This window comes from uncultured Frigoribacterium sp. (assembly GCF_963515265.1).
Classification (GTDB): domain Bacteria; phylum Actinomycetota; class Actinomycetes; order Actinomycetales; family Microbacteriaceae; genus Frigoribacterium.
In genome coordinates this window covers 1-16,362 of sequence record NZ_CAUPYL010000042.1, presented here as the reverse complement: position 1 = coordinate 16,362, position 16,362 = coordinate 1, and the positions used below count along the sequence as shown (strand labels likewise).

16 protein-coding genes are annotated in these 16,362 nt (G+C 72.3%); 9 read left to right on the top strand and 7 right to left on the bottom strand.

Translation table 11 applies throughout. The features are described 5' to 3' along the window. The first annotated feature begins 73 nt into the window (after positions 1 to 73). Positions 74 to 1,402, top strand: coding sequence for a DNA recombination protein RmuC (locus RWM17_RS06060; RefSeq protein WP_314102124.1), 1,329 nt, complete (start codon positions 74 to 76; stop codon positions 1,400 to 1,402). Positions 1,403 to 1,408: 6 nt separating this feature from the next. On the opposite strand, the gene glpX is transcribed toward RWM17_RS06060, so the two are convergent. Next, a complete protein-coding gene (gene glpX / locus RWM17_RS06055; protein ID WP_314102123.1) occupies positions 1,409 to 2,401 on the bottom strand; it encodes a class II fructose-bisphosphatase in 993 nt (330 codons plus the stop codon). 157 nt (positions 2,402 to 2,558) lie between these two features. Here glpX and fbaA point away from each other — a divergent pair, with 157 nt between their 5' ends. Further along, a complete protein-coding gene (gene fbaA, locus RWM17_RS06050) occupies positions 2,559 to 3,587 on the top strand; it encodes a class II fructose-bisphosphate aldolase (protein ID WP_314102122.1) in 1,029 nt (342 codons plus the stop codon). A gap of 79 nt (positions 3,588 to 3,666) precedes the next feature. Here the strand turns inward: fbaA and RWM17_RS06045 are convergent, their stop codons facing one another. After that, entirely contained in the window at positions 3,667 to 4,332 is a 666-nt protein-coding gene (locus tag RWM17_RS06045) for a DUF6264 family protein (protein WP_314102121.1), read from the bottom strand. Further along, complete coding sequence (locus tag RWM17_RS06040; protein ID WP_192041097.1) at positions 4,329 to 5,405, bottom strand: 4-hydroxy-3-methylbut-2-enyl diphosphate reductase; 1,077 nt, start codon at positions 5,403 to 5,405, stop codon at positions 4,329 to 4,331. Before RWM17_RS06040 ends, RWM17_RS06045 begins: the two co-directional genes overlap by 4 nt. 129 nt (positions 5,406 to 5,534) lie before the next feature. Between RWM17_RS06040 and xseA the strand changes: the two genes are divergently transcribed. From xseA to RWM17_RS06015, 5 genes are all read left to right on the top strand, one after another. Further along, positions 5,535 to 6,824 carry an exodeoxyribonuclease VII large subunit gene (gene xseA / locus RWM17_RS06035; protein ID WP_314102120.1) on the top strand — a complete coding sequence of 430 codons (1,290 nt, stop codon included), beginning with the start codon at positions 5,535 to 5,537 and terminating at the stop codon, positions 6,822 to 6,824. A 9-nt stretch (positions 6,825 to 6,833) separates the two neighbouring features. Continuing rightward, positions 6,834 to 7,079, top strand: a complete 246-nt coding sequence (locus RWM17_RS06030; RefSeq protein WP_314102119.1) for an exodeoxyribonuclease VII small subunit — start codon at positions 6,834 to 6,836, stop codon at positions 7,077 to 7,079. Further along, positions 7,076 to 7,765 carry a DUF4245 domain-containing protein gene (locus RWM17_RS06025; RefSeq protein WP_314102118.1) on the top strand — a complete coding sequence of 230 codons (690 nt, stop codon included), beginning with the start codon at positions 7,076 to 7,078 and terminating at the stop codon, positions 7,763 to 7,765. The genes RWM17_RS06030 and RWM17_RS06025 overlap by 4 nt, the downstream gene beginning before the upstream one ends. Before the next feature lie 125 nt (positions 7,766 to 7,890). Then, on the top strand, positions 7,891 to 8,481 hold the full coding sequence (locus RWM17_RS06020) for a carbonic anhydrase (protein ID WP_133738733.1): 591 nt from the start codon (positions 7,891 to 7,893) through the stop codon (positions 8,479 to 8,481). 65 nt (positions 8,482 to 8,546) lie between these two features. Beyond that, on the top strand, positions 8,547 to 9,941 hold the full coding sequence (locus RWM17_RS06015; RefSeq protein ID WP_123548074.1) for a class II fumarate hydratase: 1,395 nt from the start codon (positions 8,547 to 8,549) through the stop codon (positions 9,939 to 9,941). Between the two features lie 89 nt (positions 9,942 to 10,030). Here RWM17_RS06015 and RWM17_RS06010 read toward each other — a convergent pair whose 3' ends face one another. From RWM17_RS06010 to RWM17_RS05995, 4 genes are all read right to left on the bottom strand, one after another. Then, positions 10,031 to 10,777, bottom strand: coding sequence for a prepilin peptidase (locus RWM17_RS06010; protein WP_314102116.1), 747 nt, complete (start codon positions 10,775 to 10,777; stop codon positions 10,031 to 10,033). A 324-nt stretch (positions 10,778 to 11,101) separates the two neighbouring features. After that, positions 11,102 to 12,466 carry a PhoH family protein gene (locus RWM17_RS06005; RefSeq protein WP_314102115.1) on the bottom strand — a complete coding sequence of 455 codons (1,365 nt, stop codon included), beginning with the start codon at positions 12,464 to 12,466 and terminating at the stop codon, positions 11,102 to 11,104. Between the two features lie 240 nt (positions 12,467 to 12,706). Beyond that, positions 12,707 to 13,834: an aminotransferase class V-fold PLP-dependent enzyme gene (locus RWM17_RS06000; RefSeq protein ID WP_314102114.1), complete on the bottom strand. Its 1,128-nt coding sequence runs from the start codon at positions 13,832 to 13,834 to the stop codon at positions 12,707 to 12,709. A gap of 122 nt (positions 13,835 to 13,956) precedes the next feature. Next, entirely contained in the window at positions 13,957 to 14,745 is a 789-nt protein-coding gene (locus tag RWM17_RS05995) for an isoprenyl transferase (RefSeq protein WP_314102113.1), read from the bottom strand. A gap of 66 nt (positions 14,746 to 14,811) precedes the next feature. Here RWM17_RS05995 and RWM17_RS05990 point away from each other — a divergent pair, with 66 nt between their 5' ends. Both RWM17_RS05990 and RWM17_RS05985 read left to right on the top strand, forming a co-directional pair. Beyond that, positions 14,812 to 15,549 (top strand): hemolysin III family protein, encoded by a 738-nt coding sequence (locus RWM17_RS05990; RefSeq protein ID WP_314102112.1) that lies wholly within the window; start codon positions 14,812 to 14,814, stop codon positions 15,547 to 15,549. 98 nt (positions 15,550 to 15,647) lie between these two features. After that, positions 15,648 to 16,362: DUF1275 family protein (locus RWM17_RS05985; protein ID WP_314102111.1), on the top strand; the 715-nt coding region annotated here is incomplete at its 3' end.

Genomic DNA, 16,362 nt, shown 5'->3' with positions numbered 1-16,362 from the left:
CCGCGACCGCCGGGCGCGCCGCTCGCGGCCTGCGCTCGCGGCCGGTGTCGGCGGCTGCTGCGACACTCCCTGCATGACCTCACCGCTCCTCCTCGTGGCCCTCGTCGTCGTCGCGCTCGGGGTCGGCACGGCCCTCGGCGTGCTGCTGTCCCGGTCCCGGGCCGCCGAGGCCACGGCACGGCTCTCGGCCGACGCCGCCGCCGCCCGCGCGACCGTCGAGGGCTACCGCGAGCGGCTCATCGACCTCGACGAGCAGCACCGGCGCGAGGCCGCCGGGCAAGAGGAGCGGCTGCGCGAGTTCCAGGACAGGCTGCGCGACTCCCGCATCGCCGAGGCCGAACGGGTCCGCTCCGAGGGCCAGGTCATGACGGCCCTCAGCCCGGTGGCCCAGAGCCTCGCGGCGGTCCAGGCGAAGGTCGCCGAGCTGGAAGAACAACGCGCGCACCAGTACGGCACGCTCAGCGAGCAGCTGCGCAGCGCCGTCGCGTCGGAAGAACGGCTGCGCAGCACGGCCGAGTCGCTGGCCTCCGCCCTCCGCTCGAACAGCACCCGCGGGGTCTGGGGCGAGACGCAGCTGCGCAACGTCGTCCAGGCCGCGGGGCTCGTCGAGCGGGTCGACTTCGACCTGCAGAGCAGCATCTCGAGCGACGCCGGCGCCGGCCGGCCCGACATGGTGGTGCACCTGCCCGGCGGCAAGAACATCGCCGTCGACGCGAAGGTGCCGTTCGCGGCGTTCCTCGAGGCGAGCGCCATCCCCGCGACGGCCGTCGGAGAAGAGGCGGCTCGTCGAGAGGTGCTCGTGCGGCAGCACGTCAGGGCGCTGCGGGCCCACGTCGACGCGCTCTCGGCCAAGACCTACTGGGCCGGGCTCGAGTCGTCGCCCGAGCTCGTCATCGCGTTCATCCCCAGCGAGTCGCTCGTGTCGAGCGCTCTCGAGGCCGACCCCTCGCTGATGGACTACGCGTTCCAGAAGCGCGTCGCCCTCGCCTCCCCCGTCACCCTCTGGTCGGTGCTCAAGACCGTGGCCTTCAGCTGGCAGCAGGACGTGGTCACCAACGAGGCGAAGGTCCTCTTCGACCTCAGCCGCGAGCTCTACGGCAGGCTCTCGACCATGGCCGGCCACGTCGACAAGCTGGGCCGGTCGCTGCGCGGCTCGGTGAACGACTACAACCGCTTCGTGGGCTCCCTCGAGCGCACGGTGCTGCCGTCGGCACGTCGCCTGAGCATGCTCGACGAGACGAAGACCCTCACCTCGCCGACGGTCGTGGAAGAACTGCCCCGAGACCTCACGGCGGCAGAACTGACGACCGCCCTCGACGCCGACCGCGAGGTCGAGGCGTCGAGGGCGGCGGCTGACGAGCGTGAGGCGAGCCCGGCGAGCTGGACCGGCCGGGCGAGCTAGCGCGAGCTAGGCGGTCTCGCCGTACCACTTCGAGACGAGGTGGTCGGCCTCGACGCGACGGATGGTGCCCGAGTGCGAGCGGAGCACGATGCTCGACGTGCGGATCATGCCCTGCTTGCGCTTGACGCCCGCGACGAGGGCGCCGTCGGTGACGCCGGTGGCGACGAAGTAGGCGTTGTCGCCCTTGACGAGGTCGTCCTGGTCGAGCACGCGGTCGAGGTCGTGGCCGGCGTCGATCGCCTTCTGGCGCTCCGCGTCGTCCTTCGGGGCGAGGCGCGTGAGGATGAGGCCGCCGAGCGCCTTCACGGCGCAGGCCGTGATGATGCCCTCGGGGGTGCCGCCGATGCCGACGCACATGTCGATGCGCGAGTCGGGACGGGCCGCGTTGATGCCGCCGGCGACGTCGCCGTCGAGCAGCAGGCGGGTGCCCGCGCCCGCGGCGTGGATCTGCTGGATCAGGTCGGCGTGACGAGGACGGTCGAGCACGGCGACCTGGATGTCCTCGACGGCGAGCCCCTTGGCGTCGGCCAGGGCGCGGATGTTCTCGCCGACCGGCTTGTCGAGGTCGATCACGCCGATGCCCTCGGGGCCCGTGACGATCTTGTCCATGTAGAAGACGGCGCTGGGGTCGAACATGCTGCCGCGGTCGCTCACCGCGATGACGGAGAGGGCGTTCATGCGGCCCGCGGCGGTGAGGCTGGTGCCGTCGATCGGGTCCACGGCGATGTCGCAGGCGGGGCCGAAGCCGTTGCCCACGTGCTCGCCGTTGAAGAGCATCGGCGCCTCGTCCTTCTCGCCCTCGCCGATCACGACGACGCCGTCGAAGGCGACGGTGCCGAGGAACTTGCGCATCGCGTCGACCGCGGCGCCGTCGGCGGCGTTCTTGTCGCCCTTGCCGATGAACGGGGCGCTGCGGATCGCGGCGGCCTCGGTCGCCCTCACCAGCTCCATGCCCAGGTTGCGGTCGGGGTGCGAGTAGAGGGTTCCGGAGTCAGCCATGCTCCGGAGCCTACCCGGGAGGCGCCTCCCCGACGGCCGTTGCACAGACGTGCACGCCCGTCCCCGACCCCTCCTCACCCGTCGCTGCCCGGTCCGCGCCTGGGGCCCCTGACTAGGGTGGAGGAGCACCCCACACGCCATCATCGAAGGAGATCCGATGCCCGTCGCAACCCCCGAGCAGTACGCCGAGATGCTGGACAAGGCGAAGAACAAGGGGTTCGCCTACCCCGCCGTCAACGTGTCGTCGTCGCAGACGATCAACGCCGTGCTCCAGGGCCTCACCGAGGCCGGCAGCGACGGCATCATCCAGGTCACGACGGGCGGCGCCGACTACTTCGCGGGCCAGACGGTCAAGAACCGTGCCGCGGGTGCCATCGCGTTCGCGAAGTTCGCCACCGAGGTCGCCAAGAACTATCCCGTCACGGTCGCGCTGCACACCGACCACTGCCCCAAGGACGCCCTCGACGGGTTCGTCCTGCCCCTCATCGCCGCCAGCGAGGAAGAGGTCAAGGCCGGTCGCAACCCGCTCTTCCAGTCGCACATGTGGGACGGCTCGGCCGTCCCCCTCGACGAGAACCTCGAGATCGCGCAGCAGATGCTCAAGCGCACCGCCGCGATCAACGCCATCCTCGAGGTCGAGATCGGCGTCGTCGGCGGCGAGGAGGACGGCGTCCAGCACGAGGGCTCCAACGAGGCGCTCTACACGACCGTCGGCGACGTGACCCGCGCCGTCGAGACGCTCGGCCTCGGCGAGAACGGCCGCTACATCGCCGCCCTCACCTTCGGCAACGTCCACGGCGTCTACAAGCCCGGCAACGTCAAGCTCCGCCCCGAGCTGCTCGGCGAGATCCAGCAGGGCATCCAGGCGCGCTTCGGCACGGCCGAGAAGCCCCTCGAGCTCGTGTTCCACGGCGGGTCGGGCTCGTCCGACGCCGAGATCCGCGAGGCCGTCTCGAACGGCGTCGTGAAGATGAACCTCGACACCGACACGCAGTACGCCTTCAGCCGGTCGATCGCCGACACGGTGCTGAAGAACTACGACGGCTTCATCAAGGCCGACGGCGAGGTCGGCAACAAGAAGCAGTACGACCCCCGCGCCTGGGGCAAGGTCGCCGAGTCGGCGATGGCCGCCCGCGTGGTCGAGGCGACCAAGCAGCTCGGCTCGTTCGGCCAGTCGGGCAGCTAGTCCGCACCTCCTGGTCCGACGCGAGAGGCCCCGCAGCGACGAGCTGCGGGGCCTCTCGTCACGACGACGTGCAGAGGGCCTAGGAGGCGGTGCCCGACATGTCCAGGACGGACTGGACGAACGCCGGGTCGCCCAGGAACACGGGCAGCACGATCAGCGTCTGCACGATCGTCACGACGATCCCGGCCGTGAGGGGAACCCAGAAGGTGATCGCGCCCGCCCGGAGCCGCCGGACGGTCCACACGAGCATCGGCACGAAGACGACGAGCGACACGATGGCGATCGCCCCGCCCGCCTGCTGCAGCTCGGCCCGACGTGAGAAGTCGTCGACCGGGTACCCCGCGGCGGCGAGCGTCGCGAGCGCGGACCGCGAGAAGCTCGACACGAGGACGAGGTTCGAGATGACGTTGTAGCCCGCGAGGCCGAGCAGGACGAACGTGGCGACACGGTCGACACGGCGTCCGGTGCTCAGCGCAGCTGGCGTCGGAGGTGGTCCCGGGTACGGCTGCGCGCCTCCTTCGCCCTGGCCCTGGCCGCGCTGCGACCACGACGTGGGCTGTGGCCCGGGCAGCTGCCCGACCGGCGGCGCCTCGCCCTGGCCCGCAGGAGGCGCGGACTCGGCAGGTGCGACCGGGCTGACCCAGCCCTCGGGCGCGTACTCGCCGTACCGGGGACGAGGGCGCGGATCGCGTCCTGCCGACGAGTCGCCGTCGCGGCCGTCGCGCTGGTCGCGGTCGTCGCTCATCGGGCGGTGCGTCCGCCGAGCGCGCGGGTGTCGGTCTGGCCCTGGGCGTCCTTGCGGAGCTCCTTGGGGAGGGAGAACATCAGGTCCTCCTCGGCCGTGACGACCTCGGACACGTCGCCGTAGCCGGCGTCGGCGAGGTCGTCGAGGACCTCCTTCACGAGGACCTCGGGCACGGAGGCGCCGGACGTGACGCCGACGGTCTCGACGCCGTCGAGCCACTCCTGCTTGATCTCGCTCGAGTAGTCGACGCGGTAGGCGGCCTTGGCTCCGTGCTCGAGGGCGACCTCCACGAGGCGCACGCTGTTCGAGCTGTTGGCCGAGCCCACGACGATGACGAGGTCGGAGTCGACGGCGACCTTCTTGATGGCCACCTGACGGTTCTGCGTGGCGTAGCAGATGTCGTCGCTCGGGGGGTTCTGGATGGTCGGGAAGCGCTCGCGGAGGCGGCGGACCGTCTCCATGGTCTCGTCGACGCTCAGCGTCGTCTGCGACAGCCAGACGAGGTTGTCGGGGTCGTCGATGACGAGGTCGTCGACCTCGGCCGGGTTCTGCACGAGGGTGGTGCGGTCGGCGGCGTGGCCCATCGTCCCCTCGACCTCTTCGTGGCCGGCGTGGCCGATGAGGATGATGTGGCGGCCCTGCGACCCGAAGCGCACGGCCTCGCGGTGCACCTTCGTCACGAGGGGGCAGGTCGCGTCGATCGCCTGGAGGCCGCGGTCGGCGGCGCCCTGCACGACGGCCGGCGAGACTCCGTGGGCGCTGAAGACGACGTGCGAGCCCTCGGGGACCTCCTCGACCTCGTCGACGAAGATCGCGCCCTGACGCTCGAGCGTCGACACGACGTGGACGTTGTGGACGATCTGCTTGCGGACGTAGACGGGCGAGCCGTAGTGCTCGAGGGCCTTCTCGACGGCGATGACCGCCCGGTCGACGCCGGCGCAGTAGCCGCGGGGAGCAGCGAGCAACACCCGCTTCGTCCCGTTGACGGGGGTGTCCCGTAGCCTGTTGCGCAGCGCAGGGACGCGCGGGGTCGGGAGGTCGACGGCGATGGCGCCGTTCGTGATGTGTGCCACCCGTCGATGATAGGCGTGACGACTGGTCGCGTTCTGGGAGGCCCTGCCCTCCGTGCCCCGCCCGCGCCCCTGCCACGCCTCCTGCCCTGACCGCTCCCCCGTCCGCTCCGATCCAGAGGACACCCCTGCATGACGATCGTCACCCCGCCGCCCACCGCCGATGCGCCCTGGCCGGTCGGCCTGCTCGCGGGCAAGGTGCGCGACTGGATCGACCGGCTCGGCACGGCCTGGGTCGAGGGGCAGATCACTCAATGGAACGTCTCGGGAGGCAACGTCTACGGCAAGCTGCGCGACCTCGAGCAGGACGTCACGGTGTCGTTCTCGATCTGGTCGAGCGTCCGGTCGAGGGTCCCCGCCGACCTCAAGCAGGGCGACCGCGTGATCGCGGCCGTCAAGCCGAACTACTGGGTCAAGGGCGGCTCGCTGACCATGCAGGTCTTCGAGATGCGGCACGTCGGGCTGGGCGACCTGCTCGAGCGCCTCGAGCGCCTGCGGGGCCAGCTCGCCGCCGAGGGCCTCTTCTCCCCCGACCGCAAGAAGCGCCTCCCGTTCCTGCCGCAGTGCATCGGTCTCGTGACGGGTCGCGACAGCGACGCCGAGAAGGACGTGCTGCGCAACGCGCAGCTGCGGTGGCCGTCGGTCACGTTCCGCGTCGTGCACGCGGCGGTGCAGGGCGACCGCTCGGTGGGCGAGGTCACCGCCGCCGTGCAGCAGCTCGACGCCGACCCCGAGGTCGACGTCATCATCGTGGCCCGGGGCGGCGGCGACTTCCAGAACCTGCTCGGCTTCAGCGACGAGTCGCTGGTTCGTGCGGTGGCCGCGTGCACGACGCCCGTGGTCAGCGCCATCGGGCACGAGGCCGACCGCCCCCTGCTCGACGACGTCGCCGACCTGCGGGCCTCGACCCCGACCGACGCCGCCAAGCGCGTGGTGCCCGACGTCAACGAAGAGCTGTCGCGCGTGCAGCAGGCCCGGTCGCGCATCGGGGTGCGGCTGAACCAGATCGTCTCGACCGAGATCGACCGGCTCGAGCAGGTGCGCAGCCGCCCCGTGCTGGCCTCGCCGCAGACGCTCGTCGACGTGCGCGCCGACGAGGTCGTGCGGGCCGTCGCCCGCGGCGAAGAACTGGTGGCCCGGGCCGTCGAGCGGGCGCACACGCGGGTCTCCGAGCTGACCGCCCAGCTGCGTGCGCTCTCGCCCCAGGGCACACTGCGGCGCGGCTACTCGATCGTCCAGCTGCCGGGCGGCGGGGTGCTCCGCGACCCTGCCGACGCCCCCGAGTCCACGCCGCTCGTGCTCACCGTCGAGGGAGGCGCGCTGCAGGCCGTCAGCACCGGCGCCTCCTCCCCAGGTCCCGCCTCCTCCCCGTCCTCCTCGTCGTCGAGCGACGCCGCTTCCCCTGCCAGCACCTCTCGTTAGGATCGACCCGTGGCACAGTCCTCCTCCCCCGCACCCTCCCCGTCCGCCCCGGCCGACGTGGCGTCGCTCAGCTACGAAGAGGCACGCGACGAGCTCGTGACGGTCGTGTCCGAGCTCGAGCAGGGGGCATCGACCCTCGAGCGGTCGCTCGCCCTGTGGGAGCGAGGCGAGGCCCTCGCCCGCCGCTGCGAAGAGTGGTTGCTCGGCGCGCGTGAGCGCCTCGAGGCCGCCCGTCGACAGGTGCCCGCCGAATGACCGACCCCGGCCCCCGCGAGAACGGCCGCGGCCCCCGCCAGAAGCCGCCGCGCGTCGTCGCCGAGCTCGGCCGACCCGAGACGCCGGACGAGACCGCGCGTCGCAAGGCCGAGAACACCCGCAAGCACTACGCCAACCAGACGGCCGTCAACCTCACGTTGTCGATCGTGGCGTCGCTCGCCGTCGTCCTGTTCCTGGTGCTGGTCGTCGTCCGCCCGGGCGGCACGGTCAACCGCCAGGAGATCGACTACCGGTCGGTGGCGCAGAGCGCCGAGAGCAACGTCGACGTGCCGCTCGCCGCCCCCGTCCTGCCCGACGGCTGGACCTCGAACCGTGCCGACATCTCGACGGGCTCCGCCGACGGCGTCGCCACCTGGTACGTCGGGCTCATCACTCCGACCGAGCAGTTCATCGCGCTCGAGCAGGGCGTCGACGCCAACGCGACGTGGGTCGCCAACGCGGTGCAGGCGCGACCGGCGACGGGCGCGACGACGATCGCTGGCCTCGACTGGCAGGTCTACGACCGCCGGGACGGCGAGAGCCCCGGCAACTACGCCTACTCGATGACGACCACGGTCGACCGCAGCTCGTACGTGCTGCACGGCACGGCTGACGACGTCGAGTTCGAGCAGCTCGCGACCGCGCTGGCCGAGCAGCTGGCCGACCAGACAGGAGACGCGTCGTGACCGACCCCCGCACCGACACCGCGACCGAGGGCGGCGTCCCCGGCACGACCGCCGTGACCGTCGCCGACCTGGCGGTGCCCTCGCCTCCCGCCGACCCGCTGACCCCGGGGCGCGCGTGGGAGCGCATGAAGGCCGGCAACGAGCGCTTCGTGACCGGGGCTCCTCAGCACCCCCACCAGGACAGCGACCGGCGTGCCCTGCTGGCCGGCGGGCAGGAGCCCGTGGCGGCCCTGTTCGGCTGCGCCGACTCCCGTCTCGCCGCCGAGATCATCTTCGACGTCGGCCTCGGCGACCTCTTCGTCGTCCGCAACGCCGGCCAGGTCGTCGGCGACACCGTCATCGCCTCGCTCGAGTACGCGGTCTCGGTGCTCGGCGTGCCGCTCATCGTCGTGCTCGGCCACGACAGCTGCGGCGCGGTCGCGACCGCCATCGACTCGCTCACGAGCGACGCGCCTCCCGGGTCACGGTTCCTCGGCGACCTCGTCGACATGATCGTGCCCAGCGTCCGGCGGGCGACGATCGCCCTCGAGCCGGGCGCCGTGCTCGACCCGCGTGCGGTCGGCGCGCTGCACATCCAGGCCTCCGTCGAGGCCCTGGTGGGCCGGAGCGCGCTCATCTCGGCCGCCGTGGCCGAGGGTAGGTTGACCGTGGTCGGGGCGAACTACGCGCTCGCCGACGGCCGCGTCGACCCGTCGATCATCATCGGTCGACTCTGACGCCGCGGGGGCGACCGGCCCCCGTGACACCGCCCCACGAGGGCCGAAGGAAGGACGATGACGTCGTGACCACTACCGAGTACCGCATCGAGCACGACACGATGGGCGAGGTGCGGGTCCCCGCGTCGGCCCTGTGGCGGGCACAGACCCAGCGGGCCGTCGAGAACTTCCCCATCTCGGGAGCCGGCCTCGAGGCTGCGCAGATCGTGGCCCTGGCGCGCATCAAGCGGGCGGCCGCCGTCGTGAACGGCCGACGGGGCATCGTCCCCGCGGGCGTGGCCGACGCGATCGTCGCCGCCGCCGACACGATCATCGGCGGCCAGCACCACGACCAGTTCCCCGTCGACGTCTACCAGACCGGCAGCGGGACCTCGTCGAACATGAACATGAACGAGGTGCTGGCCAGCCTGGCCGGCACCGTCGACGGGGTCGACGTGCACCCCAACGACCACGTCAACGCGTCGCAGTCCTCGAACGACGTGTTCCCGACCTCCGTGCACGTCGCCGTGACCGGAGCCCTGCTGCACGACCTCGTGCCGGCCCTCGAGCACCTCGCCGAGTCGCTCGAGCGCAAGGCCGCCGAGTGGGCCGGCGTCGTCAAGGCGGGCCGCACCCACCTGATGGACGCGACCCCGGTGACGCTCGGCCAGGAGTTCGGCGGCTACGCCCGCCAGATCCGTCTCGGTGTCGAGCGGGTCCAGGCGACCCTCCCCCGCGTGGCCGAGGTGCCGCTCGGAGGCACCGCGACGGGCACGGGCATCAACACCCCCGTCGGCTTCCCGCAGGAGGTCATCTCCGTGCTCGCCGACGACAGCGGCCTGCCCGTGACCGAGGCGCTCGACCACTTCGAGGCGCAGGGCGCCCGCGACGGACTCGTCGAGGCGTCGGGCGCGCTCCGCGTGCTCGCGGTCAGCCTGACGAAGATCAACAACGACATCCGCTGGATGGGCTCGGGCCCGAACGCCGGCCTCGGCGAGCTGCACGTCCCCGACCTGCAGCCCGGGTCGTCGATCATGCCCGGCAAGGTCAACCCCGTCGTGCCCGAGGCCGTGCTGATGGTCTCGGCACGGGTGATCGGCAACGACGCCACGATCGCCTGGGCCGGAGCCTCCGGCTCGTTCGAGCTCAACGTCGCCATCCCGGTGATGGGCACCGCGCTGCTCGAGTCGATCCGTCTCCTCTCGAACGCGACCCGGGTGCTCGCCGACAAGACCGTCGACGGCCTCGAGGCCGACGTCGAGCGTGCCCGCGCCATGGCCGAGTCCTCGCCGTCCATCGTCACGCCGCTGAACCGCGTGATCGGCTACGAGGCGGCGGCGAAGGTCGCGAAGCACGCCGTGGCGCAGAAGATCACCGTGCGCGAGGCCGTCGTCGATCTCGGCTTCGTCGAGCGCGGCGAGGTCACCGAGGAGCAGCTCGACTCGGCGCTCGACGTGCTGAGCATGACCCGCCCCGGCTGAGCGGCCCCTCCCGCACCGTCGGCCGCCGCCGATCCCGACGACGCCCCGTCCGCATCCACCGCGGACGGGGCGTCTCGGCGTCGTGCGGCCTACGACGAGCCGAGGACAGTCGACGCGGCGACGACCGCGAGCCACCAGCCGGCGAGCAGCACCGGCCCGAACGGGATGGCCACCCTGGCCGGCGAGGTGTCCCGTCGTCGGACGGCGACCGCGGCGGTGCCGTGCACCCCCCCGAGCAGCGCCACGGCCAGGAGCCAAGCGAGCGGTGCCGACGGTGATGCCAGCGCCGCAGCCACGACGCCGACGCTCGCGAGCTTGGCGTCGCCGGCGCCGAGCCCCCCGGTGTGCACGAGCGGGACGCACGCGACGAGCACGACCAGGCCGAGGAGGCACGCCCACGCCGCCGAGACCCCGCCACCGGTGCCGACGGCGAGCGCCACACCCGCAGCCGCGCCGACCAGCACCACCAGGACCAGCACGTTCGGGAGCCGCCGCTCCGCGATGTCGACTCGGACGAGTGCGCCGGTCACGACGGCGAGTGCCGACGCCGCGACCGTCCCGGGCGAGGACAGGTCCAGCACGGCCACGAGGCCCACCAGCGCGAGACCCACGACGACGTCGATCCGCGTCGGCCTGCTGCTTCGCGACGAGCGCAGGGCGGAGTGTTGCTCGCCGCGCTCGTCCTCGTCCCGGGCGCGGGACTCGCCAGGCTCGCCGGCCTCGTCTCCCTCTCGGCCGCGCTCGTCCCGATCGCGCTCGGCCGCGCCGAGTCCGTCCCGGCCGCCCTCGTGTCGGCTGCGCTCGTCCCGGCCGCCCTCGTGTCCCGTCGTCGTCATGTCTCGACCATGACGACCGAGTCCGCGCCGCCTCCTCGAGACGGCCCGCCCCTGTGGACGATCTCGCCTGGGCCGCGCCCGTGCAGGAGGCACCCCCACGTCCGTCACGATCGCGATCGCTCGACGCTGCGACGCTGCGACGCTGCGACGCTCCCGAGGGGTGTCACGTCGTCGCATGCCGTCCCCTAGACAGACCAGACGCCGGACCGGTGGCGAGTCGCCCCGGGATGCTGCCCCAGTGATGCCGAGGGAACCTCCCGAGGCGACTCGTCCACCGAGCGCTGCGAGCCCGGAGTCGGCCGGGCGCGCCGGGCGTGGCGAGCCCTAGGCGAGCTCGTTCGACTCGAGCAGCTCGGTGACGAGCGCCGCGATGGCCGAGCGCTCCGAGCGTGTCAGGGTCACGTGCCCGAAGAGCGGGTGCCCCTTGAGCGTCTCGATCACGGACGCGACGCCGTCGTGCCGCCCGACCCGCAGGTTGTCGCGCTGGGCCACGTCGTGGGTGAGGACGACCCGGCTGTTCTGCCCGATGCGGCTGAGCACCGTGAGCAGCACGTTGCGCTCGAGCGACTGCGCCTCGTCGACGATCACGAACGCGTCGTGCAGCGACCGGCCGCGGATGTGCGTCAGCGGCAGGACCTCGAGCAGACCGCGCTCGACGACCTCGTCGAGCACGTTCTGCGACACGATGGCGCCCAGGGTGTCGAAGACGGCCTGGCCCCAGGGGTTCATCTTCTCGGCGGCGTCGCCGGGCAGGAAGCCCAGGTCTTGCCCGCCGACCGCGTACAGCGGCCGGAACACCATGATCTTCTTGTGCTGCTGCTTCTCGAGCACCGCCTCGAGCCCGGCGCAGAGGGCGAGCGCCGACTTGCCCGTGCCCGCGCTGCCGCCGAGCGAGACGATGCCGACCTCGGGGTCGAGCAGCAGGTCGATGGCGAGCCGCTGCTCCGCCGAGCGGCCGTGCAGCCCGAACACGTCGCGATCGCCGCGCACCAGCCGGGCCTCGCCTCGGGCGGTGACCCGACCGAGGGCCGAGCCACGGTCCGAGTGCACGACGAGCCCGGTGTTCACCGGGACGTCGGCGAGCGCCCGCGAGCTGATCGTCTCCTTCTCCCAGAACGACGCCATCTGGTCGCTCGAGACGTCGAGCTCGCTCAGGCCGGTGTAGCCGCTGTCGACGACCTGCTCGGCGCGGTACTCCTCCGCCGCGAGTCCGATGGAGGCCGCCTTGACGCGCAGCGGGAGGTCCTTCGAGACGACCGTCACGGCCAGCCCGTCGTTCGCCAGGTTCGACGCGACCGCGAGGATGCGCGAGTCGTTGTCGCCGAGCTGGAGGCCCGAGGGCAGCACCGACATGTTCGAGTGGTTGAGCTCGACCCGGAACGAGCCGCCCGACCCGACCTCGACCGGGAAGTCGAGGCGGTCGTGCGCCACGCGCAGTCCGTCGAGGAGGCGCAGCGCCTGTCGCGCGAAGTAGCCCAGCTCCGGATCGTGGCGCTTGCCCTCGAGCTCGCTGACGACGACGACGGGCAGCACCACGTCGTGCTCGGCGAACCGGAAGATCGCCTGCGGATCGCTCAGCAGCACGGACGTGTCGAGCACGTAGGTGCGCTGGTCGACCGCGGTGCGGGGCGAGCCCGCCCGACGGTCTGCTGAGGTGCTCTGCTGGTCGGCCCGGGTGTTGACGGTCACGACGACTCCATCTCCGAGCGACGAGGCACTCGGTACCTTCGGCAGGACGGCCGCGGAGCAGTCGCGAGGCGAACTTTCGTGGCCGTCTCGACCGGGCTACTTGCCCGATGAGCCGAACCTACGTCGTGCCTCCGACACGGGTCCAGCACGGCACGCCGTGTCGTGTGACGATCAGATGAACGACTCTCAGGTGCTGATGGAGGGTCTGCGGGCCGGCTCAGGCCAGGCCGAGTCGGGCCCTCAGTACGAGATCGCGCTCCCGTACGACATCAGCGCCTCGCGGAGCAGGCCGAAGGAGTCCTCGCCGTTCGACACGTGGGTGCTGAGACGGACGCTGGTGCTCCGCACCGTCGCGCTGACCCCGTGGTTCAGCAGCGAGGCGGTCAGAGCCGTCAGGTGCTGCGGCTCCGGCTCGAGCACGACGATGCCGGCCCGCTCCGACTCGACGCGCGACGAGGCCACCGGCACGGCGAACTCGTCGGCGAGGTCGATGAGCCGGGTCGCCCGCTCGGCGACGGCCCCGGCGACGGGACGGATGCCGACGGCCGCAATCTCCTCCAGCGAGGTCGCGAGGCGCGCCTCCGCGATGGGGTCGGGGCGGGAGAGCTGGAACGCGGCGGCGCCCGGGGCCGGCTCGGCGCCGCGCTCGTACGATTCGCCGAGGGTGATCTCTGAGCCGTGCACGCCGCTGAACACGGGCGTGAGATCGGTCAGCGCGCGGTCGCTGAGCGCCATGAAGCCGGTTCCCCAGCCCGCCCGCAGCCACTTCTGCCCGCCGGTGACGAGCACGTCCGCGACGGCCCAGGGCGCGTCGACGACGCCGAAGCCCTGGATGCCGTCGACGATCAGCAGCCGGTCGCCGATCACCTGGCGGATGCCCTCGAGGTCGGCCAGGTAGCCCGTGCGGTAGTCGACGACGCTGACGGCGACCGCGGTCACCGACGGCGTCAGGTGCTCGCGGAGCACCGCGGGAGTGACCGCGTCGTCCGGCACGTCGAGCCAGACCGTGTCGAGCACGCGCAGGGCCGAGGAGGCGCGGGTCGCGGTCAGCGGAGTGGTCGGGTACTCCCGCGGCGACAGCGCGAGGGCGCCCGTCAGCCCGAACAGCGTGTGCAGCATGCCCTGGCTCGTGCTCGGCTGGAACACGACGTGGTCGGTCGGGAACCCGGTGAGCGCGGCGACGGCCCGTCGCGCGCGCCCTGCCTGCTCGTCGAGGGCGACGACCGAGCCGTGCCGTGAGCGCGACTGGAGCTCGGTCAGGGCCCGCGCCTCCTGCACGACGCCCGTGCCCATCGGGCCGAAGGAGGCGAAGTCGAACCAGCCCGCCTCGTCGGCGAAGCCAGCGGCGAAGTCGTCGATGGTGGTCACGGTGGTGCTCCTCGGATCAGGGTCCTCCACCGTACCCGGCCTCAGGCGTCGAGGGACCGAGCGGCCGACGGGCGCCGGGCATGGGGCGCCGGGGCCGGGCGCCGAGGCGACAGGCGCCGGGGTCAGCTGCCGAAGCGGCGGTGCCGCAGGGCGAAGTCGCGGACGGCGCGGAGGAAGTCGACCTCGCGGAGGTCGGGGTAGAGCGCCTCGACGAAGTAGAACTCGCTGTGGGCGCTCTGCCACAGCATGAAGTCGCTGAGCCGCTGCTCGCCCGACGTGCGGATGACGAGGTCGGGATCGGGCTGGCCGCCGGTGTAGAGGTGCTCGGCGATCAGCTCGGGCGTGAGGACCTCGGCGAGCGCGTCGAGGGTGCCGCCCGCCGCGTCGTGGGCCCGGACGATGCTGCGCATGGCGTCCGCGATCTCGCGGCGGCCGCCGTACCCGACGGCGAGGTTGACGTGCAGGCCGCCGTGGTCGCGCGTGCGCTCCTCGGCGGCGGTGAGGGAGGCGCAGAGCCCGGCGGGCAGGTCGTCGGTCGCGCCGACGTGCTGCACCTTCCAGTCGCGCTGGTGCGAGAGCTCGTCGGCGACGTCTCCGATGATGCCGAACAGCTCAGTCAGCTCGTCGGAGGCGCGGTTGCCGAGGTTGTCGGCCGACAGGAGGTAGAGGGTGACGACGCGGATGCCGAGGTCATCGCACCAGGTGAGGAACTCGCTGATCTTCGCGGCGCCGGCCCGGTGCCCGTGCGCGGCGGTCTCGAGCATGCGGGCCTTGGCCCAGCGGCGGTTGCCGTCGACGATCATGGCGACGTGGTGGGGCAGCTCGGCCCCGTCGAGCTCACGGCGCAGACGCCGCTGGTACAGGCCGTACAGCAGGCCGCCGGCCACGGGAGGCCGTCCGGGACTCTTCACGTGCCCAGGTTAACCCACCCGCGCGGTCCCAGCGGTCGCCGGGCCGCCTCCCCTACGCTCGCCCTCATGAGCACCTCCTCGCCCTCTCCGGTCGCCGACGACGGCGGTGCGGAGCTGCCGAACGTCCCCCTGCTCGACGACGCCCTCGACTACTCCTCGATCGAGCGCAAGCCCACGTGGCGCGGCTGGATCCACGCGGGGACGTTCCCGGTCGCGATCGCGACCGGGATCGTGCTGGTCGTGCTCGCCGACGGCGCCGCGGCGACCTGGGCCTGTGCGGTCTTCATGACGACGTCGATGCTGCTCTTCGGCATCTCGGCGACGTACCACCGGTTCCCGTGGAGCCCGCGGGCGAAGATGTTCCTCAAGCGGCTGGACCACTCGAACATCTTCCTGCTGATCGCCGGCACGTACACGCCGATCGCGGCGATCGCCCTGCCGCCCGGCAAGTCGGCCCTGCTGCTGACGCTCGTCTGGACGGCGGCTGCCTTCGGCATCGCGTTCCGGGTGTTCTTCATCCACGCGCCCCGCTGGCTCTACGTGCCGCTGTACATCCTCATGGGGGTCGGCGCGCTCGGGTTCCTGCCCGACCTGTTCGCGGCGTCCGTGCCGATGACGGTCCTCGTGCTCGTCGGCGGTCTGCTCTACATCGTCGGCGCGGTCTTCTACGCGCTGAAGCGCCCGAACCCGGCACCCGGCCGCTTCGGGTTCCACGAGCTGTTCCACGCCTGCACCGTGCTCGCGTACCTCTGCCACTGGACGGGCATCCTGGTCCTCGCGCTGAACGCCCCGGCGTTCCGCTAGGCGCCGCCGCCTCGATACGATCGACGGCAGACCACCGCGCCGACGACGCCGCGATCGCCCGCCCGGCCACGCCCGGCGCGACGCCCCGGAGGACACCTGTGAAGCGATTCCGCCGCAACCAGGCCCGCATGCACCTCGTGATGATGCTGACCCTGACGTTCACCACGGGCATCATCGACGCCGTCGGCTACCTGGGCCTCGACCGCGTCTTCACGGCCAACATGACCGGCAACGTCGTGATCCTCGGCATGGCGATCGCGCAGGCCGACGGCCTGCCGATCGTCGGGCCGATCGTCGCCCTCGCCGCCTTCCTGCTCGGCGCCGCGATCGGCGGCCGGGTGCTGCGCGGCGGCCGGGCCGGCTGGTCGGGCCGCAGCACCGTCTCGTTCGGCGTGACGGGCGGCGTGCTGCTCGGTCTCGGCATCTCGACCTTCGCCGTCGTGCCGGAGGAGAACACCCCGTGGGCGTTCACGATCACCGGCCTGCTCGGCGCCGCGATGGGACTCCAGGCCGCGGCCGCCCGCAAGATCGCCGTGGCCGACGTCACGACCGTGGTCGTCACATCGACGATCGTCGGGATGGCGTCCGAGTCGAAGCTCGCGGGCGGCACGGGCAAGAACTTCCCGCGCCGCGTGCTCGCCGTCCTGCTCATCCTCGCGGGGGCGGGCGTCGGTGCCCTGCTGCTGCAGGTGCACATCGGCGTCGGCATGGGCACCGCGGGCGGGCTGACGCTGCTCGTCGCGCTGGCCGGTCACCTGCTGCGCGAGCGCCGTCACGAGCTCGAGGCTCGCGAGGCCGCCGCGACAGCTGCCG